Origin of the sequence: Nocardiopsis codii (assembly GCF_036327455.1) — a bacterium.
In the GTDB taxonomy this organism is placed as follows: domain Bacteria; phylum Actinomycetota; class Actinomycetes; order Streptosporangiales; family Streptosporangiaceae; genus Nocardiopsis; species Nocardiopsis codii.
Genome location: NZ_JAUZMY010000004.1, coordinates 200455 through 223118, shown reverse-complemented (window position 1 = coordinate 223118; position 22664 = coordinate 200455). Strand labels below are relative to the sequence as shown.

21 protein-coding genes are annotated in these 22664 nt (G+C 74.1%); 5 read left to right on the top strand and 16 right to left on the bottom strand.

Annotation, left to right across the window (positions count from 1 at the left end):
* The first annotated feature begins 95 nt into the window (after positions 1–95).
* Positions 96–3470, top strand: a complete 3375-nt coding sequence (locus tag Q8791_RS06310) for a pyruvate carboxylase (RefSeq protein ID WP_330090630.1) — start codon at positions 96–98, stop codon at positions 3468–3470.
* Positions 3471–3627: 157 nt separating this feature from the next.
* A complete protein-coding gene (locus Q8791_RS06305) occupies positions 3628–4473 on the top strand; it encodes an NAD-dependent protein deacetylase (protein ID WP_407941963.1) in 846 nt (281 codons plus the stop codon).
* Between the two features lie 205 nt (positions 4474–4678).
* Here Q8791_RS06305 and Q8791_RS06300 read toward each other — a convergent pair whose 3' ends face one another.
* From Q8791_RS06300 to Q8791_RS06255, 10 genes are all read right to left on the bottom strand, one after another.
* The gene (locus Q8791_RS06300) at positions 4679–5668 is read right to left on the bottom strand and encodes a GNAT family N-acetyltransferase (RefSeq protein WP_330090629.1); all 990 of its coding nucleotides are present in this window, start codon (positions 5666–5668) and stop codon (positions 4679–4681) included.
* Between the two features lie 31 nt (positions 5669–5699).
* Positions 5700–7022 carry an MFS transporter gene (locus Q8791_RS06295; RefSeq protein WP_330090628.1) on the bottom strand — a complete coding sequence of 441 codons (1323 nt, stop codon included), beginning with the start codon at positions 7020–7022 and terminating at the stop codon, positions 5700–5702.
* 8 nt (positions 7023–7030) lie between these two features.
* Entirely contained in the window at positions 7031–7585 is a 555-nt protein-coding gene (locus tag Q8791_RS06290) for a hypothetical protein (protein ID WP_330090627.1), read from the bottom strand.
* Positions 7582–8058 (bottom strand): hypothetical protein, encoded by a 477-nt coding sequence (locus Q8791_RS06285; RefSeq protein WP_330090626.1) that lies wholly within the window; start codon positions 8056–8058, stop codon positions 7582–7584. Before Q8791_RS06285 ends, Q8791_RS06290 begins: the two co-directional genes overlap by 4 nt.
* 11 nt (positions 8059–8069) lie before the next feature.
* Complete coding sequence (locus Q8791_RS06280; protein ID WP_330090625.1) at positions 8070–9719, bottom strand: PLP-dependent aminotransferase family protein; 1650 nt, start codon at positions 9717–9719, stop codon at positions 8070–8072.
* A complete protein-coding gene (locus Q8791_RS06275; RefSeq protein WP_330090624.1) occupies positions 9716–10837 on the bottom strand; it encodes a diaminopimelate decarboxylase family protein in 1122 nt (373 codons plus the stop codon). The genes Q8791_RS06280 and Q8791_RS06275 overlap by 4 nt, the downstream gene beginning before the upstream one ends.
* Positions 10834–12132 (bottom strand): arginase family protein, encoded by a 1299-nt coding sequence (locus tag Q8791_RS06270; protein ID WP_330090623.1) that lies wholly within the window; start codon positions 12130–12132, stop codon positions 10834–10836. The genes Q8791_RS06275 and Q8791_RS06270 overlap by 4 nt, the downstream gene beginning before the upstream one ends.
* A 23-nt stretch (positions 12133–12155) precedes the next feature.
* Positions 12156–13388 carry a diaminopimelate decarboxylase family protein gene (locus Q8791_RS06265; protein WP_330090622.1) on the bottom strand — a complete coding sequence of 411 codons (1233 nt, stop codon included), beginning with the start codon at positions 13386–13388 and terminating at the stop codon, positions 12156–12158.
* A gap of 90 nt (positions 13389–13478) precedes the next feature.
* Positions 13479–13664: a hypothetical protein gene (locus tag Q8791_RS06260; RefSeq protein ID WP_330090621.1), complete on the bottom strand. Its 186-nt coding sequence runs from the start codon at positions 13662–13664 to the stop codon at positions 13479–13481.
* A 471-nt stretch (positions 13665–14135) separates the two neighbouring features.
* Positions 14136–15128, bottom strand: a complete 993-nt coding sequence (locus Q8791_RS06255) for an alpha/beta fold hydrolase (RefSeq protein ID WP_330090620.1) — start codon at positions 15126–15128, stop codon at positions 14136–14138.
* A 289-nt stretch (positions 15129–15417) separates the two neighbouring features.
* Here Q8791_RS06255 and Q8791_RS06250 point away from each other — a divergent pair, with 289 nt between their 5' ends.
* Entirely contained in the window at positions 15418–15750 is a 333-nt protein-coding gene (locus Q8791_RS06250; RefSeq protein WP_330090619.1) for a GNAT family N-acetyltransferase, read from the top strand.
* A gap of 50 nt (positions 15751–15800) precedes the next feature.
* Here the strand turns inward: Q8791_RS06250 and Q8791_RS06245 are convergent, their stop codons facing one another.
* Positions 15801–16370 (bottom strand): PadR family transcriptional regulator, encoded by a 570-nt coding sequence (locus Q8791_RS06245; RefSeq protein WP_330090618.1) that lies wholly within the window; start codon positions 16368–16370, stop codon positions 15801–15803.
* 137 nt (positions 16371–16507) lie between these two features.
* Between Q8791_RS06245 and Q8791_RS06240 the strand changes: the two genes are divergently transcribed.
* A complete protein-coding gene (locus Q8791_RS06240) occupies positions 16508–16933 on the top strand; it encodes a nuclear transport factor 2 family protein (protein ID WP_330090617.1) in 426 nt (141 codons plus the stop codon).
* 74 nt (positions 16934–17007) lie between these two features.
* Here Q8791_RS06240 and Q8791_RS06235 read toward each other — a convergent pair whose 3' ends face one another.
* From Q8791_RS06235 to Q8791_RS06225, 3 genes are read right to left on the bottom strand one after another with little or no spacing between them, the layout of a single operon-like run.
* Entirely contained in the window at positions 17008–17394 is a 387-nt protein-coding gene (locus Q8791_RS06235; RefSeq protein ID WP_330090616.1) for a hypothetical protein, read from the bottom strand.
* A complete protein-coding gene (locus Q8791_RS06230) occupies positions 17391–18467 on the bottom strand; it encodes a serine hydrolase domain-containing protein (protein WP_330090615.1) in 1077 nt (358 codons plus the stop codon). The genes Q8791_RS06235 and Q8791_RS06230 overlap by 4 nt, the downstream gene beginning before the upstream one ends.
* A gap of 20 nt (positions 18468–18487) precedes the next feature.
* On the bottom strand, positions 18488–19042 hold the full coding sequence (locus Q8791_RS06225; protein WP_330090614.1) for an ArsR family transcriptional regulator: 555 nt from the start codon (positions 19040–19042) through the stop codon (positions 18488–18490).
* A 236-nt stretch (positions 19043–19278) separates the two neighbouring features.
* Here Q8791_RS06225 and Q8791_RS06220 point away from each other — a divergent pair, with 236 nt between their 5' ends.
* Positions 19279–19791, top strand: a complete 513-nt coding sequence (locus Q8791_RS06220) for a DUF7144 family membrane protein (RefSeq protein WP_330090613.1) — start codon at positions 19279–19281, stop codon at positions 19789–19791.
* 154 nt (positions 19792–19945) lie between these two features.
* Here the strand turns inward: Q8791_RS06220 and Q8791_RS06215 are convergent, their stop codons facing one another.
* Both Q8791_RS06215 and Q8791_RS06210 read right to left on the bottom strand, forming a co-directional pair.
* Positions 19946–21748, bottom strand: a complete 1803-nt coding sequence (locus Q8791_RS06215; protein ID WP_330090612.1) for an AMP-dependent synthetase/ligase — start codon at positions 21746–21748, stop codon at positions 19946–19948.
* Positions 21749–21979: 231 nt separating this feature from the next.
* Complete coding sequence (locus tag Q8791_RS06210) at positions 21980–22426, bottom strand: carboxymuconolactone decarboxylase family protein (RefSeq protein ID WP_330090611.1); 447 nt, start codon at positions 22424–22426, stop codon at positions 21980–21982.
* Between the last annotated feature and the right edge of the window lie 238 nt (positions 22427–22664).

Here is a 22664-nt window from a genome sequence, read left to right as displayed (position 1 = left end):
GCTAGGGTGCCCGTGATCCACCCTCCCGTGGGCCCCGGCAACGGCGCCGGACCGTACGCCCCGGCATCACCCCTGACGATCAGGAGGAACCCGGCATGTTCCGCAAAGTGCTCGTGGCCAACCGGGGCGAGATCGCCATCCGCGCCCTGCGCGCCGGATACGAACTGGGCGCCCGCACCGTCGCCGTCTTCCCCCACGAGGACCGCAACTCCCTCCACCGGCTCAAGGCCGACGAGGCCTACCAGATCGGCGAGCCCGGCCACCCGGTCCGCGCCTACCTGTCCGTCGACGAGGTCGTCCGCGCCGCGCGCGAGGCCGGGGCCGACGCGGTCTACCCGGGCTACGGCTTCCTGTCCGAGAACCCCGGGCTGGCCCGCGCCTGCGCGGAGGCCGGCATCACCTTCGTCGGCCCGCCCGCCGAGGTGCTGGACCTGACCGGCAACAAGGCCAGCGCCGTGGCCGCCGCCCGGGAGGCAGGCGTCCCGGTCCTGGAGTCCAGCGAGCCCTCCGACGACGTGGAGGCGCTGGTCGCCGCCGCAGACGGGATCGGCTTCCCGCTGTTCGTCAAGGCCGTCGCGGGCGGCGGCGGACGCGGCATGCGCCGCGTCCTGGACTCCGGGCAGCTGCGCGAGTCGATCGAGGCCGCGATGCGCGAGGCCACCACCGCGTTCGGGGACGCCACGGTGTTCCTGGAGAGGGCCGTGGTCAACCCCCGCCACATCGAGGTGCAGATCCTCGCCGACGGCCAGGGCGGTGTGGTCCACCTCTTCGAGCGGGACTGCTCGCTGCAACGGCGCCACCAGAAGGTCATCGAGCTGGCCCCCGCGCCCAACCTGGACCCCGCGCTGCGCGACCGCATCTGCGCGGACGCCGTGCGCTTCGCCCGCCAGATCGGCTACCGCAACGCCGGCACGGTCGAGTTCCTGGTCGGCGAGGACGGCACCCACGTCTTCATCGAGATGAATCCGCGCATCCAGGTCGAGCACACGGTGACCGAGGAGGTCACCGACGTGGACCTCGTCCAGTCCCAGCTGCGGATCGCGGCCGGGGAGACCCTGGCCGACCTCGGGATCGCGCAGGAGACCGTCTACGTGCGCGGAGCGGCCCTCCAGTGCCGCATCACCACCGAGGACCCGGCCAACGACTTCCGCCCCGACACCGGGATCATCAGCGCCTACCGCTCCCCCGGCGGCTCGGGTATCCGCCTCGACGGCGGCACCTCCGCCGCGGGCACCGAGATCAGCCCGCACTTCGACTCCCTGCTGGTCAAGCTGACCTGCCGCGGCCGCGACCTGGCCACGGCGGTGAGCCGGGCCCGACGGGCCGTGGCCGAGTTCCGCATCCGCGGCATCGCCACCAACATCCCGTTCCTCCAGGCGGTGCTGGACGACCCCGACTTCCAGGCCGGACGGATCACCACCTCCTTCATCGAGGAGCGCCCGCAGCTGCTGACCGCACGGCCCTCCGCCGACCGCGGCACGCGGCTGCTGACCTACCTGGCCGACGTGACGGTGAACAAGCCGCACGGGGAGCGCCCCCACCTGGTCGAACCGGCCACGAAGCTGCCGCCGCTGCCCGCCGGGTCGCCGCCCCCGGGGTCGCGCCAGCGCCTGGCCGAGCTCGGCCCCGAGGGGTTCGCGCGATGGCTGCGCGAGTCGCCGCGCCTGGGGGTGACCGACACGACGTTCCGGGACGCCCACCAGTCGCTCCTGGCCACCCGGGTCCGCACGAAGGACCTGCTCGCGGTGGCGCCCACGGTCGCCCACACCCTTCCCGAACTGCTGTCCCTGGAGGCCTGGGGCGGTGCCACCTACGACGTGGCGCTGCGGTTCCTGGCCGAGGACCCCTGGGAGAGGCTGGCCGCGCTCCGCGAGGCCGTCCCCAACCTCTGCCTCCAGATGCTGCTGCGCGGGCGCAACACCGTGGGGTACACCCCGTACCCGACCGAGGTCACCAACGCCTTCGTCCGGGAGGCCGCGGCGACGGGCGTGGACATCTTCCGGATCTTCGACGCCCTCAACGACGTCGAGCAGATGCGCCCGGCGATCGAGGCGGTGCGCGAGACCGGCACCGGCGTGGCGGAGGTCGCGCTGTGCTACACCTCCGACCTGTCCGACCCGGCGGAGAAGCTGTACACGCTGGACTACTACCTCAAGCTCGCCGAGCGGATCGTCGACGCGGGCGCGCACGTGATCGCGGTCAAGGACATGGCGGGTCTGCTGCGCGCCCCGGCCGCCGCACGCCTGGTCTCGGCCCTGCGCCGGGAGTTCGACCTGCCGGTGCACGTCCACACCCACGACACGGCGGGCGGTCAGCTGGCCACCTACCTCGCGGCGGTCAACGCCGGGGCGGACGCCGTGGACGGGGCGGTGTCGTCGATGGCCGGCACCACCTCGCAGCCGTCGCTGTCGGCCATCGTGGCCGCCTTCGACCACTCCGAGCACACGACCGGCCTGAGCCTGGACGCGGTCAACGAACTGGAGCCGTACTGGGAGGCCGTGCGCCGGGTCTACGCCCCCTTCGAGGCCGGGCTGTCGTCGCCGACGGGGCGGGTGTACCACCACGAGATCCCGGGCGGGCAGCTGTCCAACCTGCGCACGCAGGCGATCGCGCTGGGGCTGGGCGACCACTTCGAGGACGTGGAGGCGATGTACGCCGCCGCCGACCGGATGCTCGGCCGCCTGGTGAAGGTCACGCCCTCCTCCAAGGTCGTGGGAGACCTGGCCCTGCACCTGGTCGGGGCGGGGGTGTCCCCGGCCGACTTCGAGGCCGAACCGGGCCGGTTCGACGTCCCGGACTCGGTCATCGGGTTCCTGCGCGGCGAACTGGGCGTCCCGCCCGGCGGGTGGCCGGAGCCGTTCCGCACGCGGGCGCTGGACGGCCGCGCGGACGCGCGCCCCGTGGAGGATCTGACGGAGGAGGACCGCGCCGGGCTGGACGAGGACCGGCGGGCGACGCTCAACCGGCTGCTGTTCCCCGGCCCGACGCGCGAGTTCGAGGAGCACCGGGACGCCTACGGCGACACGAGCGTGCTGTCCAGCGCGGACTTCTTCTACGGCCTGTACGCGGGAGAGGAGCACGCGGTCGACCTGTCCCCGGGCGTGCGGCTCCTCATCGAGCTGGAGGCCCTGGGCGAGGCCGACGAGCGCGGGGTGCGCACGGTGATGGCCACGCTCAACGACCAGTTGCGACCGCTCCAGATCCGGGACCGGGCGCTGGCCTCCAAGGTGCGCGCCGCGGAGAAGGCGGACAAGTCCAACCCCGGGCACGTCGCCGCGCCCTTCGCGGGCGTGGTCACGCTGGCGGTCGCCGAGGGCGACGAGGTCGAGGCCGGAGCGACGGTCGCCACCATCGAGGCGATGAAGATGGAGGCGTCGATCACGGCGCCGAAGGCGGGCACCGTCACACGTCTGGCGATCGACTCCGTGACGCGGGTGGAGGGCGGCGACCTGCTGGTCTGCCTGCGCTGACACCGGACGCCGGGCCGCCCGCGCGGCGGCCCGGCCCGGGTCCGACCCGGGTTCGGAACAGGAGCGCGGGGCGGTTCCCGCGCGGACGGCGCAGACCCGGAGGCCGGGATCCGATCCGCCGGGGAGACCGCGCCGGGGGTCCGCGTACCCTCGAAGGGTGACGAACACGCTCGATCCCGACAACTCCGGGGTCGCGGCCGCCCGCATGCGGGAGGTCCTGGGAGAGGGACCGGTGGTCGCGCTGACCGGGGCCGGTGTCTCCACGGACTCCGGGATCCCCGACTACCGGGGCCCCGGCTCCCCGCCGCGCACACCGATGACGTACCAGCAGTTCGTCGGCGACGCCGCGTTCCGACGCCACTACTGGGCGCGCAACCACGTCGGCTGGCACTACGTGCACCGGACACTGCCCAATGACGGCCACCGCGCGCTGGCCGAACTGGAGGCGGCGGGCGCGGTGTCCGCCGTCATCACCCAGAACGTGGACACCCTGCACGAGGCAGCGGGCAGCAGGCAGGTCGTCGACCTGCACGGCCGCTACGACCGGGTGGTGTGCCTGGGCTGTTCGGAGGTCGTCAGCCGGGCGAGCCTGGCCGAGCGCCTCCTCGCGCTGAACCCCGACTTCGCCGACGGCGTCGCCGACGTCGAGGTCGCGCCGGACGCCGACGCGGTCCTGGCGTCCACCGAGGGGTTCCGGGTGGCCGACTGCGGGTCCTGCGGCGGCATGCTCAAACCGGACATCGTGTACTTCGGCGAGAACGTGCCCAAGCCGCGCGTGCTGGAGGGCTACCGGCTCGTGGACGAGGCGTCGGCCCTGCTGGTGGCGGGTTCGTCGCTGACGGTCTTCTCGGGGCGCCGGTACGTCAAGCGCGCCGTCGAGCAGGGCAAGCCGGTGGTGATCCTCAACCGGGGGGAGACCCGGTCGGACGACGTCGCCGCGCTCACCGTGGACGCGGGCTGCTCGGAGGTCCTGCGCTCCCTCGTGCGCGCCTACACCGCCTGATCTCCGGGCCGCCCCGCCGGGGCGGGTTCCAGGGGTCGCCGCGACGCCGAAGGCCGGTTGCCTGCCCGGAGCAGTTCAGCGGGGCGCTCGGCCGGGACGTCCCGGCCGAGCGTTGTGGGCGGGCGCCCGTCGGGCTGGACGGCCACCGCTCCCGGATGCTCGCCGCACGAGGGTCGCCGCCCCGGAGGCCTCCTGACGGCACTCCCTAGCGGACGCGCTGGAACTCCACCATCCGCTCCACGCGCCGGAAGCCGAACCGCAGGTTGACGTCCCTCATCGGCGCGTTGTCCGGGTCGACCCAGGTGCGCACCTGCGTGGACCCCGGGTGCTCCCGGGCGAGCACCTCCAGGTTGCGCAGTTTCAGCGCGGAGCCGAGCCGCAAACCCCGGTGGGCGCGCATCACCAGCGTGTCCTCCTGGTACACCTCTCCCCCGCTCCCGGAGGGGACGAGGACCATGCTGTAACCGGCCAGCTCACCGGAGGGGGCCTCCGCGACGGAGACGACGGTGCCGTACTCCTGCCCCTCGCGCCGCCGCTCCTCGGCCCGGACCCGCGCCGCGTCCCACACCTCGGGCTCGGTGTCCAGCTCCCCCGTGGGCACGTCCTGCGCCATGGCCGTGCGCATCGTCGCGTAGGCCTCCACCAGCTCCTCCGGGCACCGGCCCGTCCAGGTCCGCAGCCGGTACGGCCCGGTGTGGGTGGGGATCGCGGACAGCCGCTCCGGCTCCACCGGCAGGTCGAGCACGAGGTAGTCCTCCTCGTGCGCGGACTCGAAACCGTGCGCCAGGGCGAACGCCGCCCCGGGCCAGTCCCCGGGCGCCCACCCGTCGGGCACGTAGACCTCGCCCAGCGCCGTGGTGCGCCCCTCCTCCGCCATCACCTCCCCGGCGAAGGCGAGCAGGGCGCTGCCGTGCCCCCGGCGGCGGCAGTCCCGGGCCACGGACACGTCCAGCTCGGCCAGGTGCCGGTTCTCCAGGTCGGGCAGCTCCATGAGCAGGGTGCCCACGACCCGGCCGGCCTCGGTCGCGGCATACACCCGGTACCTCCGGTCCTCCCGGGGCGCGGTGACCATCCCCCGCAGGTCCGCGTAGCCCATGACGGCGGCTTCCGGCCGGTCCGCCAGGGCCGCCTCGCGCATGGTCGAGTGCCAGGCGCGCAGCGCCGTGTCGTCCGTGGTGTCGATGCGGCTGATCACCGGATCTCTTCCTCTCGTCGGGTCGGTGTACTCATCGGGTCGGCGCTCCCTCCCGCTCCGGTTCGTCGAAGCGGCGCAGGCGGGGCGACGCCGCGGCCAGCAGGGCCGCGGTGAGGCCCGCCAGTCCGGCGAGCCCCAGCAGCAGGGCCGTCGCCCCCGTTCTGCCCTCACCGAGGAGGCCGGACGCCATCTCCGCGCCGCCCCCCTCGAACAGCGGCGTCAGGACGTAGTCGACCACGGGCCCCGCCACGAGGAGGCCAAGCGGCAGCGATGACTGTGCGAGGAGTCGGCGGGCGCCGAAGACGCGCCCCTGCACCCGCGCCGGCACCCGCGCCTGCCAGACGGCCTGGTAGGCGGCGTTGACGGCGGGCAGGGCGGCCCCCGCCGCGAACGCCGAGGCCGCCCACAGCCAGGGCGTCTGCGCGACCCCCATCAGGAGCGGCCCGGCCGCGGATCCGAACGCGGTCCCCCCGAGGACGAGGGGGATGCGGCCCACCCTCGCTCCGACCGCGCTGACCGCCAGCGCCCCCGCGACCCCGCCGGCGCCGCCGACCGCCAGCACCGCTCCCAGGACCGCGGGGTCGTCCCCGCCGCGCAGCATGAGCAGGGGTGTGGTCAGGGCGTAGGACACGGCACCGGAGAGGTTGAGCACGAAGAAGAGGGCGAGGAGGATCCACAGCCCCCGGCGCCGCGCGATGTAGAGGAAGCCGAACGCCAGGTCGGCGCGGAGCGCCGGCCACGGCCGCGGCCCCGCGGCCGGCCCGCCCTCCGCGTCCGGGCGCCCCGCCGTCCGGACCGGCTCGGGAACGCGCACCGCCAGGAGGGTGACGACCGCGAACCCGAAGGTGAGCAGGTCCAGGGCGAGGACGACGGACAGGTCCGTCGTCCTCAGCAGGACACCGCCCAGGGCGGGGGCGAGGATCTCCGAGCTCGGGTCGGCGAGGCTGATCATGCCGTTGGCCCGGGTGAGGCCGGACTCGGGGACCAGGAGGGGCACCAGCGCGGAGTAGGCGACCATGTGCAGGGACTCCATCACGCCCTCGACCACGGCGATCGCGTACAGGTGCCAGACCTCCAGCCCGCCGTTGAGGTAGAGGACCAGGACCGTGCAGGACGTGGCCGCGAGGACGGTGTCGCTGACCAGGATCGCGGCGCGGCGGCCGCAGCGGTCCACGACCACCCCCGCGACGGGCGCCACGGCGAGGCCCGGCGCGAGGGAGAGCAGGGTCAGCAGGGCGAAGAGCGTCGCCGAACCCGACTCGCCCCACACCCACAGGGTCACCGCGAACCAGGCCGTGCCCGATCCGATCATGGAGAGGAGCTGGCCCGCCCAGACCAGGGAGAATCCGCGCATGCCCGGCGCTACCCCGCCCCGCCCCGGGCCGCGTCCTCCCGGTGGGGAAGCGGCGGGATGGTGACCAGTGTGAAGCGCTCCTCCCCGGCGACGGGGTCCACCCAGTGCCAGGCGCGGGGGTCGTGCTCGACGAAGGTTCCGGCGCGGTCGGGCACGAACACCACCGTCGCCTCGTCGTGCTGGGCGTTCAGCCCGTCCTTGTCGGAGGTCGTGAGCATGTAGAGCCCCTGGCGCAGGGAGTCGCGGTGCGGCAGCACGTAGTCGCCCCGGTCGTACCGGTTGACCTGGACGTAGTAGTCGCCCGGGCGGGTGCCCGCCGGGGCGGCGCCCGCGAAGATCGCCGCCCTGAGGTCGTCGGGCATGCGGTCCGACGGGAGGACGTGGTACCGGTCGTCGTCCTCGTACTCGGAGTCCCGGTAGGGGTCGAAGGGGTCGCTGCCCGGCGGCCGGGGAGGGGCGGACGGGTCGGGGTGGTCGGTGAACAGGCGCCGGTGGCGGCGGGCGAGGGCGACGATCCCCGCGCAGTCGGCGACTGCTCCGGGGACCACTGTCAGGGGTTTCATCGGACTCCCATCAGAACGGTGTGGCGCGACCGGTCCTGGCGGACGGGGCTCACCCACGTCCACGCGTGCGGGGGCAGGAGGAGGGCGGTGCCCGCCCGGTCGAGGAGCCGGTCGAAGCGCGCGCCGGTCCAGGCCGTGACCCCGTCGGTGTCGGAGTCCTCCAGGGGGAGGACCAGGGCCCACCCGCCGTCCGCGGCGTCGCCAGCCCTCCGCGGGAGGGTGAAGTCGCCGGTGCCGTGCCGGTGGGCGCGCACGGTGGACGGGTCCGGCGTGCAGGGCAGGTGGGCGACGGCGGCGAGAACGCGTGCGCGGAGCCCGGGGAGGGCGTCGCCCACGACGAGCTCGGTGTGCCGGGAGCGGGCCCCGTCGAGGTCGGCCGGGGCGGAGGGCGGCAGCCCGGCCATCGCCGCCGCCACCTCCCCCAGCAGGGTGCGGGCGGCGGGCACGTCCACCCGCCCGGTGGTGGGGGGCATCGGGGTCTCCTTCACTCCAGGTCCGTCAGGTCGACGGGTTCGGCGCCGGGGAAGGCGCGCCGCAGGGCGGCCGTGTCGGGGTGGGCGGCGACCTCCAGGAGGAGTTCGAGGACGGCCGTGCGACCCCACCCGGCACGGGAGCCCATCGCGACCTTGAAGAGTCCGCGCCCCTCCCTGAGGGAGGGGATGACGCACTCGAACCGGTGGGCGCGGAAGCCGAAGCTGGACCCGTGGACGAGGGGGAGGCCGCGGCGCCGGGCCTCGTCGCGCAGGACACCCAGCAGGACTCCGTGGTGGTCGAGCCGGTCCTCGCGCAGGTGGCAGACGACGAAGGGCGCCTGTGCCCACGGCAGGGCCCGGTGGTCGGACAGGGAGGGGTGGGCGATCCTGGCGAAGAGGCCGCGTTCCTGGTCGTCGAGGAGGCGTGCGGCGAGGGCGTTGTTGCGGAAGACGCCGCGCGCGTGGTCGCGGGCGCTCGCCCGGTCCAGGACGAACGGCGCGCTGAGCAGGGAGAGGGTGGCCAGGGCGGGGCCGGCGCCGGTGACGGTGCGCATCTTGCGCAGGTAGGCGGCGAGGTCGCGGGCCGGGGGCAGGGAGGGATCGTCGCGGCGCGCGTACAGGGACACGACGCCCAGGTTGCCGAGTTCGAGGCCGCGCTGGTCAAGTTTGAGCCCGGAGCGCACCTCGGCGAGCAGGACTCCGGGGGCGCCGATCTCCTCGACGATCCGTTCCATGGGCCAGGCCGGGGAGACGAGGGTGGAGTCGACGACCACCAGCCCCGGGCGTCCGCCGCGCCGCTCCGTCCACGCGCGCAGCAGGGCGGGCAGGTCCAGGGCCTCCAGCTCCCAGTCGTAGCGGACGGGTTCGAGGAGGAGGACGTCGGCGCCGCCGCGGGTGACGGTGGCGCACAGCTCCTCCTGGGTCGCGGCCCGCGACCACCGCAGGCAGTCGTCGCCGATCAGGTCGAGCAGGACCGCGGTCTCGTAGTAGGCGCCCCACATCGTCAGGCGCAGGGGCCGGTCGGCGGTGGGGCGGGTGAGCCCCTGGTACCCCTGGACGACTCCGGCGATGGCGGCCATGCCGCTGGAGTAGACGACGTGGGCCCCCTCGTGGGCGCGGAGCCGGGTGTCCTGGGCGGTGAGCCGGTCCTCCAGGGCGTGGCACTCGATGTTGCGCTCGTAGCTGTGCCGGGAGGGCCTGCCCGCGGGCAGCCGTACGGGGGTTCCCAGCGGCGGTGACTTGAGGAGGTGGTCCGTGAAGCCGTGGGCGTGGGCCGTCCACAGGGCGCGGAACCCGGACTCGGCGTCGTCGAGCGCGCGTTCGAGCCGGGGGCCGGGGACGAGCCGGTGCAGCGCGGCGGTCTCCTCACGCCAGCGGTCCAGGCCGGGGACGGTACGGGCGGTCCCGTGCGGGGCGTGCGTGCCGTCGGCGCCCGGGGGGAAGCAGAGGTCCGCCAGCCGTTGGAGGGCCGTGACGTCCGGGTCCGGGCCGGGAGCGGCGGCTGCCGAGGGGGCGCCGCCGCCCTGCGGCTCCGGAGCCCGGGCCACGGGCGCCGGGGCGGCGGGGGCCGGGTGCCCGAAGGCCCCGGTCCCCAGCGCTCCGGCACGGTCGGCCCGCGGCGGCTCACCGGTCGGCGCCGCGCGACGGGACGTCTCGGTCATACCCCACCCCCTCCGCTCCCGCCCACGGCGACCTCCCGTGGGCGACCCCATCCGTGCAGGTCGCGAGCCATGCTCGCGGTGTAGGCCCCGGCGGCGTTGAACACGAGGCGGTCCCCCTCGCGCAGAGGGGGCAGCGTCACCTCCTCCGCGAGCACGTCGTTCTCGTAGCAGGTCACCCCCGCGATCAGGTGGGGCTCGGGCGTCCCGCCGCGTTCGGGCATGCGGGCCACGACGCGGGGTCTCCCCCAGGTGAAGAGGTTCCAGCCGGAGGCGTCGGCCGTCGCGCACCTGCCGAGGTCCGGGTGGGCGTCGACGGAGCGCAGGGACACCACGAGGAAGCCCGCGAGGGCGGTCAGCAGCATGCCGGGTTCGAGCAGGACGCGGACCTGTGCGCCCGCGAGGCCGGCGGCGACGCGCTCCCACGCCTCCCTCGCCCTGCGCCGGTCGGCGTACAGGGCCGTGAACCCGCCGCCGAGGTTGAGCTCCCGGACCTCGGGGAACACGCGCGTGCAGGCGGCGAGCGCGGCGGCCAGGCGCTCGGCGCGCCGGGGCGTGCCGATCTCGCCGCTGTGGACGTGCAGCCGGGTGACCCTGGTCCCCGTCCCTGCGAGGAGGCGGTGCAGCTCGGGCGATGCAGGGTCCACGCCGAACCGGCTCAGACGGCGTCCGGCGGTCCGGTCCGCCTCCGCGACGGGGACGCGCAGGCGCAGCCCGATCTCGGCCGGGGGGTCGGGGGCGCGGGTGAGTGCCCGCAGCTGGTCGAGGCCGTCGACGTCCACCAGTGCGCCCTCCCGTGCCATGGACGCCAGGTCCGCCCCGGTCAGCCCGGGGCCGGTGACGCTGACCGGCGACATCCCGGCGTCCCGCGCCGCACGCCACTCCGCGGGCGAGGCGGCGTCGGCCCCGACCCCCAGCCCGGCCAGATGGCGGAGCAGGGGCGGGAAGCGGTTGGCCTTCAGCGCGAAGAGCAGGACGGGGTCGCCGAGACAGGCCAGGTCGTCGCGCAGCGCGCCCACGGTGGCGGAGACCGCGTCCAGGTCGAGGAGGAGGGCGGGCGTCGGGATCCGCTCGGCGGCGCGCAGGACCGCGGCGCCGGGGGCCGTCGGCACGATTGTCACCGGCTCCCCCGGGTGGCGGCGTCGAGTACGCGCAGCAGCAGGTCGGCGACGATCAGCCCGTCGGCCTCACCCTCGCCCGGCAGGAGTTCGACCACGTCGACGCCGACGATCCGGCGCGCGGAGCACAGCCCGGTGAGGAGTTCGGCCAGCTGGGCGTGGGCGAAGCCGCCGGGGAGGGGGGTCCCGGTGGCGGAGAGCACGGACGGGTCGAGGGCGTCCACGTCCACGGTCAGGTGGTACGGCAGGTCCTCCGGGAGCTCGGCGAGGATGCCGTCGAGGGGGGTACGGCAGGCGGACGTCCCCGGCCAGCGGCGGAGCTTGGCGTCGGCCTGTCCCGGCCGGTCCTCCAGCTGGCGGACGCCGAACTGGGCGAGGCGGACCACGCGGGGGTCCCCGACCACCCAGTCCATGACGTTGCCGTGGTGGCAGTGGAGGTCGGCACCGTCCAGGCGGGGCCGCCCGTAGTCGCTGTGGGCGTCGACGTGCAGCACCCCGAGGGAGCCGTGGGCTTCGGCGAGCCCCCGCACGACGGGGAGGGTGACGGAGTGGTCCCCGCCGAGGACGACGGGCAGGCGGCCGTGTCCGGCGACGCGGGACACGATCCTCTCCAGGGAGCCCCACGTGGGGCCTGCGGAGCGGTGGACGTTCGCGGCCACGTCGCCCGTGTCGGCGAGGCGGACCCCGGCCAGGACCCGCCGACCGGTGACCGGGTCCAGCGCCCCGGGGGGACCGGAGGCGGTGTCCCTGTACTGGAAGAGCGCACCGCCGGTGCGACGCAGGTAGGCGGGGGCGAAGCGGCTCCCGGGACGGTGGGAGGCGCCCAGGTCGTAGGGCATGCCGAGGAAGACCACGTCGCAGCCGTCGCCGCGCAGGGCCTCGGCGAGGCTGAGCACGGGGGCGCCGAACATGCCGCCCCGGCCGCCGGGGACCGGGACGCCGTCCGGATCGTGCCGCCGGATGAGTCCGCGCTCGCCCAGGGTGCGGACGACGGCGCGCGTGCGCAGCCCGTTCTCCCCGGACGGGAGGCTGGAGAGGGTGCGCGGCAGGGCGAACGCGGTCAGGACGGCGGCGGTGGCGGGGCCGATGCCCAGCTCCCACCCCTGGACGGTGTGCCACACGACGGTGCGGCCGTCGTCGGCGCCCCGCAGGGCGAGTGCGGGGTCGGTGGCGAGGAGGGTGTCCTCGGTGAACGGGGTGTCCGCCGCGGGCGCCCGTTCCGAGGGGTGTGCTCGCGCGGTGGCGGGTTCCCCCGGCGCGGGGGCCTGCGCGGCGGGGCGCGGTTCCGTGGCGGTCATCGGCGGCTCCGAGGGGTCCGTGTTCAGGGCGCGGTCCCGGCGGCGGTCGCGGACGCCGCGGCGGTCGCGGGGACGGTCTCCTCCGCGGCGGGGAGCATCCGTTCTCCGTCGAACAGGAACTCCTCCGGCGGCGGGATCCGGTTGAACCACCGGGCGTTGGTCATCGTGTAGGCGCCCGTGGCGGTGACGACCAGGCGGTCGCCGCGGCGGCACTCGGGCACGTCCAGGAGGGTGCGCGCCCTGGCCGGGGTCGCACCGAAGAAGTCGTTCTCGTAGAGGGTGCAGCCGGCCACGAGCGCGGGGACGTCCGACGGGCGCGCGTCCAGGGCCAGGACCTGCGGCCGGTTGTGCCAGGGCGCGAGGTTCCAGGCCGAGGCGTCGAGGGTCACGACCCTGGCGCCGAACACCGGGTGCAGCGCCTCCACCGACCGCACCCGGGCGACCAGGTAGCCGTAGGGGGCGAGCAGGGCGCCGCCGGGCTCGAAGCGCAGGGCGATCCGGCGCCCGGTCATCACCTGCCAGCCCGAGACGAGGAAGGCCACGTCGTCGAGGGCGGCGAGGGCCCGCTCGCGGTCCCGGTACAGGTGGAGGAATCCGCCGCCGAGGTCGAGGGTGCGGACGTCGGGCAGGTGCTCGGCCACGGTGAGCAGGTAGCGGGCCTTGTAGCGCAGCGAGTCGGGGGTCATCTGGCCGGTGTGGGCGTGCAGGCGGGTGACGCGCAGGCCGTGCCTCTCCAGCAGGCGGGGCAGGTCGGGGTCGCCGGGGAGGATGCCGAAGCGGCTGTCGGCGGCGAAGGTCGCGTCGCCCTCCAGCGCGCGCGGCAGGGAGACGCGTACGCGGAGCCCCACCTCGGTGCCGGGGCGTCGGCGGCCGTAGGCGTCGAGCTGGTCCGCGGAGTCGCAGTCCGGGGTGACCCCGTGGGCGGCCAGGGTGTCGAAGTCGGCTCCGCCGAAGACCGGTCCGGTGGCGGAGACCTCCGCGAACCCGCATTCCAGCGCCAGGGCGAGTTCGCCGGGGCCGGCGACGTCGCAGCCCAGGCCGAGGGAGGCCATCTCGCGGAGCACCGCGGGTGTGTGGCAGGCCTTGAGGGCGAGGTTGAGGCCGGCGTCCGGCAGCCGGGCGACGTCCCGCCGCATCGTTGTGGCGCCCGCGCGGATGCCGGGGAGGTCGTAGACGAGCGCGGGTGTCGGAAGGTGGGCCGCTAGGGCGAAGAGGCGTTCGCTCGGCGGTGTGAACAGGGGAGTTGCTGATGTCATCGGCGTCCTCCGTCGGGGGCGGGGCGGCCCTCCGGGCCGGTGTCTTGCGGGGACCACCGGCCCGGAGCGGCCCCCCGGGCGCTCCGGGAACTAGTTGGTACGGGGGCGGCTGCCGCCGAGGGTGCCGAGATCCATGGAGATCTCGCGTACGTCGGCGCCGCCGATCTCGCGGATGGACTCGTCGGAGGCCGCGGGGCCCTCGACCCAGGCGTCACCGGTGAACGTGGCGTCGAACTCCTCTTCGAGTTCGACGAGCTTCATCTCCAGCGTGGACATAGGTCTTCCTTTCACTGCATGTGGTGACAAAGGGCCGCATTCGGCCCCGCATACTTCGCGCGAAAGGAGGACCGAACACACCGACCACAGTAGGTTCGCCCACCGGCGGACAACAGCGGAGTGACCGAATCCGGACAGGAAGGCATGCCGACACACCCGAAAGAAAAAGGAGAAAGATCTTCCTCAATGCGATTTACCTCGCAAAACACGAGGCCATAACCCCACAAAAGCCCCATCGCCGACTCGACGAGGAACCAAAGGGAGTTCCTTCCGGAGGAGAAATCAGGCCACCTGGACGCGCTCGGCCAGAACCGCACGGACACGAATCCGGGACCGCCCCGACCCGTGGCACGACCCGGAATGCCGGGGGCGGCGCCCCCGGCAGGGAGTGCCGCCCCCGAAACCTCCAGAATTCCCGCGCGCCCTTTTCCGACCCGGTCGGCCCCGGGGGCGGAAAAGGTGTGACGCCGTCTACCCCGCCGCGTCCCCCGCCTCGACGTGGGCGAAGAAGTCCAGGAGAGCGGCGTTCACCTCGTCCGGACGCTCCTGCTGGGTCCAGTGGCCGCAGCCGGGCAGGGTGACGTCCGCGTGCAGGCGGGGAACGAGGAGCGGCAGGATCTCCCGCAGTTCGGGGATCCCCCGCATGACGGTGACCAGGTCCATGTCCCCCACCATGTACAGCGCGGGGACGTCGATGCCGCGCCCCTGGAAGGGCGACATGAGCGCCTGGTTGCGCTCGATGTTGCGGTACCAGTTGAGCCCGCCGGTGAAGGCGCGGGCGCCGTGCGTCGCGTGGTCGCGGGCGAAGGCCGCCACGTCCTCCTCGGTGAGCCAGGAGGGGAGCTCGTCCGCGGGGGGCAGGGCGTCGAGGAGCGTCCCTCCCTCGGGGACCATCCACAGCCGCGCCTCGTCCGTCTCCGGGTTGTCACCGGAGGCGCCGACCAGGATGCGGCGCAGGGACGAGGCGGGGTCGGCGGCGAGTTCGGCGTCGGCGACGCCGGGCTCCTGGAAGTAGACCTGGTAGAAGCCCTCCCCGTAGATCTGGCGGCTGACCGACGGCGCGGGCATCATCGCGGGCGGGAACGGCGGGACGCTCAGGCCCACGACGCCGCGGACCAGGTCGGGCCGCATCATGGCGGTGCTCCAGGCGACGGGGGCGCCCCAGTCGTGGCCGACGATGATCGCCTCCTTCTCGCCGAGTGCGGCGATCAGGGCGACGACGTCGCCGACCAGGTCCGGCAGCGTGTAGGCGTCGGCGTCCTCGGGCTGGTCGCTGCGCGCGTAGCCGCGCTGGTCCGGGGCCACCACCCGGTACCCGGCCCCCGCCAGCGGCGCGAACTGGTGGCGCCAGGAGTACCAGGTCTCGGGAAAACCGTGCAGGAGCAGTACCAGCGGACCGCTCCCCTGTTCTGCGACGTGCAGCCGGATCCCGTTGACATCGACGTCCCTGTGTTCGACGTTCATCGTGCGCTCCTCGGTGCCTCGGTCAGCAGTGCTGGACACGCTATCCCAGGCGCGGCGGGCCCTCCCGGGTCCCGGCGGGGGGACGCGGGGCGGACCGGAGGGGCTCCCGCCGCCCCCGGCGGCAGGTGTTCGGAGGGCCGGCGGGCGGTTCCCGCCGCTCGTCGTCGGGCGCTCGGCCTCCCCGCGCCGCGCCCGTTGCCGCACGGCGCCCGGCCGGGGCGGGGCACCGCGGAGGCGTCGACGGTACGGGCCCGGTGCCGCCCGTCCGCCACTGGTGCATAGTGGGCGCATGACGGACGAACGACCCGAGGTATCCGACGCGACGGACGGGAACCGCTACGAGATCGGTGTCGGCGGCGAACTCGCCGGGTTCACCCAGTACACGGACACCGGCGCCCGGAGGATCTTCTTCCACACCGAGATCGACGACCGCTTCGCCGGGCAGGGGCTGGCGAGCGCGCTGGTGTCGCGGGCACTGGAGGACACGAGGAGCGCGGGGCTGCGTATCGTCCCGGTCTGTCCCTACGTCGCGCGTTACGTCAAGAAGCACCACGGCTTCGACGACGCCCTGGACCCGGTCACCCCCGAGGCGCTGGCCGCCGTTCGGGCGGCCCAGGGCTGAACCGGGCGGCCCCGCCGACGGTGGCTCCGCCCCACGGCGACCGGGGCCGGTCAGGCCTCGCCGACGGAGGCCGCGCGGCGGTCGAGCAGGGCCAGGACCCGCTCGCCCCAGCGGATGTTCTCCTCCTCCAGGGCGATGCCGCCCATGAGGGTGAGGTAGGGACCGACCCGTTCGGCGCGGGCGATGTGCTCGTCCTCGGTGCGTCCGTCGAGCAGCCGCAGGCGCAGGCGTTCGTAGCGGGCCAGTTTGCCGCGCGCCCAGGTGATCCGCTCGGCGACGGAGGCCCGGACGGCCTCGGCGTTCCCCGCGTCCACCGCCTGGACCTGGACGAGGAGCTCGTCGCGCATCGCGGCGGGCCTGGGCAGGCGCTCCGTGTACTCGTGGAGCGCGCGGTGTCCGGCGGCGGTCAGGGAGAAGACCCGCTTGTTGGGACGCTTCTCCTGTTCGACGACGACGGCGCCGATCAGCCCTTCGGCCTCCATGCGGTCGAGTTCCCGGTAGAGCTGCTGGGGGGTGGCCATCCAGAAGTTGGCCACGGAGGCGTCGAAGTTCTTCGCCAGGTCGTATCCGGACGCCGCGCCGTCCAGCAGCGCGGCCATCACAGCGTTGCGCAGTGCCATCCCGGCAGCATAGCCCGTCGCTAGGAAACGACGCGTCTAGACAACTCGTTGCCTAGGGCGGACAACCCTGGACACACGCCGGCGGCCGCTGTTACCCTCCTCCACACTTATTCAACAAGTTGACTATGGAGAGCGCGATGACGCACCCGTTCCGCACGGCGGTCGAGGCGGACGACCACGACGCGATCCACGCCCTGCTCGCCGAGGACGTCGTGTTCACGAGCCCGGTGGCGTTCCGGCCCTACCGGGGCAGGGCCATCACGGCCGCCATCGTGCGCGGCGTCTCCCGGGTCTTCGAGGACTTCCGCTACGTCCGCGAGTTCTCCGGCGCCGACGGCCGCGACCACGCCCTGGTGTTCGAGGCGCGGGTCGGGGACCTGGCGGTCAACGGATGCGACCTCCTGCACACCGACGGCGAGGGCCGCATCGACGAACTGGTCGTCATGGTCCGCCCCCTCTCCGCCGCCACGGCGCTCGCCGAGGCCATGGGAGCCCAGTTCGACCGCATCGCCGGTGAGGCCCGAGAGGAAGAGGAGGGCCGGGGACGGCCGTCAGGACGCTGACCGCGGCGGGGCGGCGCGCCCCCGCCGAGGGGGACACTTCGGGGGCCTCCGCCGGGGACCGCGGGCACCGCGTCTCACAGGAACACGGCGAACACCGTGAGGAGGACCGCGAACACGAGGAACACCGCACCGCCGATCGCGGACGACCTGCGCGCGGAGGCCGCCCCGTCGTCGCCCCGCCAGGGCAGCTCCGGCCAGCGGAGCACCGCGCCGGACAGCGCCGCCGCGACGAGGACGACCAGCAGGTACCACAGGGCCGCCGGGAGGTGGATCCACTGCACGACGACGAGGATCAGGACGGTCATGGCGGTGATGTTGAGCGTCCGGGAGAGCACGTCCCAGCGGTCGGCGAAGCGGAATCGGCCCGACGCGCGCCAGCCCCGCAGGGCGATCAGCGCCGCGTCCACGGAGAGGTAGGCGGCGAGGACCGCCCCGATGGCGAGGGGGATCCAGGTGGTCACGCTTCCTCCAGGAGCAGGGTGTTCGCGACGTCGTCGACGGCCATGGTGGAGTCGGCCAGGACGATGACCGCCCGGCCGCCCTCCCTGTCCAGGGCGAACATCGAGGAGAACCCGCCCGTGCCTCCGTTGTGCCAGGTCACCGTCGTTTCGCCGTGGACGTCGATCCACCAGCCGAGACCGACCTCCGTGCCACCGCCCGCGTCGTGGCGCGGCTCCATGGCGTCGGACCCCGGAGCGTCCCCCTCCAGCAGGGCGCGTGCCAGGAGCTCCATGTCGTCGGGGGTGGACCGCACGCCGCCCATCGGGGCGTAGGCGTGCGAGGTCCAGGGATCGGCGGTGCGCCCCTGGGGCCCGTGTCCGACGGACGCGTCCTCGGGGAGGTTGTCCGGGGTGACGGGCAGCGTGGTCGCGTCCATCCCCACCGGGTCGAGGAGCCGCTCGCGGAGGAGGGAGGCGTAGTCGGCGCCCGTGGCCGCGGCCACGGCGTGGCCGAGGACGGCCGTGCCCATGTTGGAGTAGGCGACCTCGCCACGACCGCTCAGCTCCGCCGCGGCGACCTGCTCGACGAGCGTGTCCAGGTCGGCCTGGTAGGGGTCGCTCCCCCGGTAGTTCGCGACGGCCATGCCGAACGTGGAGGAGAAGCCGGCGGGGAGCCGGGGCAGGCCGGAGCGGTGGCCGGCCAGCTCCGCGAGGGTGACCGACGCGGCGGGAGCGTCGCCGAGGTCGAGGAGCGTGCCGAGTTCGGTGTCCTCCGTGACCTCGCCCCTCTCCACGGCGTCGGCCAGGAGCAGGGAGGTCATGGCCTTGGTCACCGAGCCGATCTCGTAGACGGTGCCGCCGTCGGCGCCGAAGTGGGCGACGCGCGTCAGGTCGCCGTCGATCTCCACGACGCTGGCGCGCTCGCGGGCGTCGGCGGCGAGCAGGGGTCTGGCGCGGTCGAGCAGGCCGGGGTCTCCCGACTCCTGCCCGGACAGCGACGGGACCTGCGGGCGCGCGGCGACGCCGAGGACGAGGACCAGTGCGGCCACCGCACAGGCGGCCACGACGGTCCGCGTCGCGGGTCCGGATCTCATGGGGTGCTCTCCTCTGCCGTTCAGGACGTGCCGCCCACCGCTGTGAGGATGGCCAGCAGGGGGACGACGCGCTCCGGGGGGACGATGTAGTGCCCGCGCCTGACCGAGGTGAGCCACCCGGCCGCGACGAGCAGGTTGACGTGGTGGTAGATCTGGCCGGTGGTGCCGAAGCCGGAGAGCTCGGCCAGGCCCGCGACGGTTCCGGTGCCGGCCCAGACGGCGTGCAGCAGGTTGAGCCGGACCGGGTTGCCCAGGGCGTCGAGGACCGCGGCGCCGCGGGACCAGTCGGCCCCGGCCAGGCGTTCGACCGGCAGGCCCTGCTGCCACTCGATACCGCCGTCCCCGTCCTCCTCCCGGACGATGCCGGCGAAGACCACGCCCCCTCGTCCGACGGCATGCTCCCGGAGCGCGTCCAGGGCGAACAGCGCGCCGCCGAAGCCCTTCGGCGCGGATCCGCCACCCCCGGTGTCCGGGGGCTCCTCCGCGCCCGCGCGGGCCTCGAGGTCGGCGACCCGGGCCTCGAGGTCGGCCAGTCGTTGCTCAGTCGTTCGTTCCGTCACCCGCCCAAGATACATGATATTCCGTAATTACGTAGAAACAGCTGAACCGTGACCACGCCCGCACCGCGCGGCCTCGCGGCGACACGCGGACTTTGCCCTACCGGGAGCGACCGATGAGGACCCGGTGACCGGCCGGGGTCGATCATGAGAGGACGGTGCGGCCCGCGCACCCGTCAGGGACACCCGAGGGGCCGCCCGGGCCCGGACCAGCAGTACGACCGGCCGCCCGGGGCGGCCGGTGAGGAGCCGACATGCGACCGCAGGCAGCCAACGGCTGGCAGTACTTCGTCGCCACACTGCTGATCGTCATCGGGGCGATCAACGTCTTCCAGGGGATGGTGGCGCTGTTCTCCCCCGACTTCTACATCGCCACGGGCTCCGACATGCTCTTCCTCGAGTACGGGTCCTGGGGCGTCCTGCTCGGACTGTGGGGAGCGGTCCTGGTCGTCGCCGGCCTGGCCGTGCTGTCCGGCAGCACCTGGGCGCGGGTGTTCGGCATCGTGCTCGCCTCCCTGAACGCCCTCGCCCAGCTGGCCTTCGTGGTGGCCATGCCCCTGTGGTCGATGGTGGCCATCGCCGTGGACATCCTGGTGATCTACGGTCTGACCGCCGGCTGGCCGACCAGGGTCTCGGAGGCGCCCGGGCAGACCGAGCACGAGGCCGTCTACCGCAGCGGCTACCGGGCGTCCCACGAGACGCCGCGGCCGACGCGCTCGCCGGAGGAGAGCACCGGTCGTCAGCAGACCACCGGACACGGCTCCTGACCCCGGCCGCGACCGCCCCCGCTCCAGGAGCGGGGGCGGTTCCGTGTGCCCGACCCGTCCGCGCGCGCCCGCGCCTCCCTCCCCCTGCGGACTCCGTGCGCCGGGGCGCGCCCCCGCCGGGACGCCCGTCGGCGGCCCGGCGGGCGCGACCGGCTCAGTCCCCGTAGAGCTCCGCCAGCGCGGCCCCGTACCTCTCCCGGACGACACGCCTCCGGAGCTTGAGCGACGGGGTCAGCTCCCCGCTCCCCGGACCCCACTCCTCGGTGAGCGTCCGGTGGTACTTGATCTGCTCGGCTCGGCTGAGCCGGGCGTTGGCCGCCTCGACCGCGCGGCCCAGCTCCGCCACCACCTCCGGATGGGCGGCCAGGGCCTCCCAATCCCCTCCGGTGTCGATGCCCCGCGCCGCCGCCCACACCGGAGCCGTCTCCCGGTCCAGCACCAGCAGGGCCACCAGGTAGGGCCGCCGATCCCCGTGGGCGTACGCCTGGCCGACGAGGGGGTGCTCCTTCAGGGCGTTCTCCACCAGGGCGGGCGAGACGTTCTTGCCGTTGGAGGTGACGATCAGCTCCTTCTTGCGGTCGGTGATCCACAGGTAGCCGTCCTCGTCCAGCCGGCCGACGTCCCCGGTGGCGAACCAGCCGTCGGCGTCGGTGGCCGGCCGGATCGACCCGTCCGGCCCCAGGTAGCCGCCGAACACCGACTCGCCCCTCAGGAACACCTCGCCGTCGTCGGCGACCCGGAGCTCCACGCTGCCGAGGGGGCGGCCGACCGAACCCAGCCGGAACCCTGTGGAGGGGGTGTTGGCCGTGGCCACCCCCACGCACTCGGTGAGCCCCCAGGCGTCCATGACCACGATGCCGAGCCCCGCCCAGAACCGCACCACCTCCAGCGGCATGGGCGCCGACGCGCTCGCCGCCCAGGTCACCCTGTCCAGGCCGGCCCTGGCCAGGAGGGGGCGCAGGACCAGGGCGCGGACCCCGTCGAAGCGCTCCTGGAGTTCGGCGGGCACCGGCTCGCCGCGTTCGCGCACGGCGGCGTGCTCCACCGCGACGGCCGCGGCCCCCTCCACGGCGGCGCGCCACTCGTCGGGGAGCCGGGCGATCCCCGCCCGCATGGCGGACGCGAGTTTCTCCCACACGCGCGGCACTCCGAAGAACTGGGGCGGACGCACCTCCTGGAGGACGCCCGCGAGCTCCTGGGGGTCCGGGCACATCCACACGTGGGAGGCGCGCATGACCGGCAGGTAGAGGCCGAGGACCCGCTCGGCGATGTGGGCCAGCGGCAGGTAGCAGATGTGGTCGGGCGACTCCGGCAGCTCCACGACCGCGTCCACGGCGGTGGCGTTGGCGAGCATGTCGCGGTGGGTGATCGGCACACCCTTCGGATCACCGGTGGTCCCCGACGTGTACAGGACGGTGAGCAGGTCGTCGGGGGTCGGGGCCGGCCTGCGCTCGAACGCGGCGCCGCCGGGGGCGCCGGACAGGTCCCCGTAGGGGGTGTGTCCGCGACCGGTGTGGGCCCCGTCCACCACGACCAGGGTCGCCAGGGGCGTGTCCGGATCGGCGACCAGCCCTTCCCAGGCAGCGGCGACCGCCGCGTTCTCGACCACCGCGAGCCGGGCGCGGCTGTGCCGAACGATGTAGGCGACCTGCTCGGGCGCCGCGGTGTTGTAGACGGTGGTGGGGACCGCGCCCGCGTGGACGAGGGCGAGGTCGGAGAGCCAGTGCTCGGACCGGTTGCCCATCATCAGCAGGACGCGGTCACCGGGCTCGACCCCGTGGGCGGCGAAGCCCCCGGCGAGTTCGGCGACCCGGTCGCGGACCTGCGCCCAGGTGAGCGTGGTCCATTCGGAGGCCCCGGTCCCCCGCCAGGACAGCGCGGGGGCGTCGGGGTGTTCGCGGGCGGTGCGCGCGAGCAGGTGCGGAAGGGTTCGGTCGGTGGGGACAGTGGGGGGCATACGTGCTCCTGGCGGTCGTCCTGACACTGTGACCTGAAACACATCGGACTTTATCATTTCCCCTGCAACAGGGATATTCGTTGTCCTTGATTGTTTTTCGGAAAACAGCGTGGATAAACCGACGAATCCGTGTTTCACCCACACGGAGTCGAGGAGCGGGGCGGCGGCGATCGGCACCCCGGGACACACGGACCGGCGCGGCCCGGGTCACGGGGTGCGGCGGGCCCGCGTTCAGCGCGGGCGCGGGTGCAGGTGGCTGGTGACCGCGAGCCGGTTGTAGAGGTTGATCATCGCGATCGCGGCGATGAGGGCGGCCAGTTCCTGGTCGTCGAAGTGCGCGGCGGCGGCCTCGTAGGTCTCGTCGGACACGCCGTGTTCGCCCAGCCGCGTCATCTCGTCGGTGAGCGCGAGGGCGGACCGCTCCGCCTCGGTGAAGACGGCCCCCGCCTCGTACCAGGCGGAGACGAGGAACAGCCGCTGCTGGGTCTCACCCTCCTTGAGAGCGGCCCGGGTGTGCAGGTCGACGCAGAAGGAGCAGCCGTTGATCACCGAGGCGCGCAGCTTCACCAGTTCCAGCAGGGTCGCGTCCAGGTGACCGGCGACGATCTTGTCGATCTCGTCCAGTTTTCCGTAGACGTCGGGGAGCTTCTTCGCCCAGATCACACGTGTCCTGGCCACGGGAACCGCCTTCCTCGTCGGACGCCCCTCCCGTTTCCGTCCGGGCGGGCCGGGACGCCACCGGTGCACTGCCGCCAACGCTACCAACGCCGCCCTTTCCGCCCCCGGTCGGATCGGGTTCCGGCGCCCGGCCGCCCCCGGCCACCGTTTCTCCTGTACGGGGAAAACGCGCCGTGATATCGAAGAACACCCTTTCTTTGATTTTCTCCCTTTCCGGCCGATGATGTTACGTTCCCTG

Bases quoted from the DNA above. Each gene is read 5' to 3' on its own strand.
- Q8791_RS06310 (WP_330090630.1), top strand. From the start codon at position 96: ATGTTCCGCAAAGTGCTCGTGGCCAACCGGGGCGAGATCGCCATCCGC.
- Q8791_RS06295 (WP_330090628.1), bottom strand. From the start codon at position 7,022: ATGCGCGGATTCTCCCTGGTCTGGGCGGGCCAGCTCCTCTCCATGATC.
- Q8791_RS06290 (WP_330090627.1), bottom strand. From the start codon at position 7,585: ATGAAACCCCTGACAGTGGTCCCCGGAGCAGTCGCCGACTGCGCGGGG.
- Q8791_RS06285 (WP_330090626.1), bottom strand. From the start codon at position 8,058: ATGCCCCCCACCACCGGGCGGGTGGACGTGCCCGCCGCCCGCACCCTG.
- Q8791_RS06280 (WP_330090625.1), bottom strand. From the start codon at position 9,719: ATGACCGAGACGTCCCGTCGCGCGGCGCCGACCGGTGAGCCGCCGCGG.
- Q8791_RS06270 (WP_330090623.1), bottom strand. From the start codon at position 12,132: ATGACCGCCACGGAACCGCGCCCCGCCGCGCAGGCCCCCGCGCCGGGG.
- Q8791_RS06265 (WP_330090622.1), bottom strand. From the start codon at position 13,388: ATGACATCAGCAACTCCCCTGTTCACACCGCCGAGCGAACGCCTCTTC.
- Q8791_RS06260 (WP_330090621.1), bottom strand. From the start codon at position 13,664: ATGTCCACGCTGGAGATGAAGCTCGTCGAACTCGAAGAGGAGTTCGAC.
- Q8791_RS06255 (WP_330090620.1), bottom strand. From the start codon at position 15,128: ATGAACGTCGAACACAGGGACGTCGATGTCAACGGGATCCGGCTGCAC.
- Q8791_RS06250 (WP_330090619.1), top strand. From the start codon at position 15,418: ATGACGGACGAACGACCCGAGGTATCCGACGCGACGGACGGGAACCGC.
- Q8791_RS06245 (WP_330090618.1), bottom strand. From the start codon at position 16,370: ATGGCACTGCGCAACGCTGTGATGGCCGCGCTGCTGGACGGCGCGGCG.
- Q8791_RS06240 (WP_330090617.1), top strand. From the start codon at position 16,508: ATGACGCACCCGTTCCGCACGGCGGTCGAGGCGGACGACCACGACGCG.
- Q8791_RS06230 (WP_330090615.1), bottom strand. From the start codon at position 18,467: ATGAGATCCGGACCCGCGACGCGGACCGTCGTGGCCGCCTGTGCGGTG.
- Q8791_RS06225 (WP_330090614.1), bottom strand. From the start codon at position 19,042: ATGTATCTTGGGCGGGTGACGGAACGAACGACTGAGCAACGACTGGCC.
- Q8791_RS06220 (WP_330090613.1), top strand. From the start codon at position 19,279: ATGCGACCGCAGGCAGCCAACGGCTGGCAGTACTTCGTCGCCACACTG.
- Q8791_RS06215 (WP_330090612.1), bottom strand. From the start codon at position 21,748: ATGCCCCCCACTGTCCCCACCGACCGAACCCTTCCGCACCTGCTCGCG.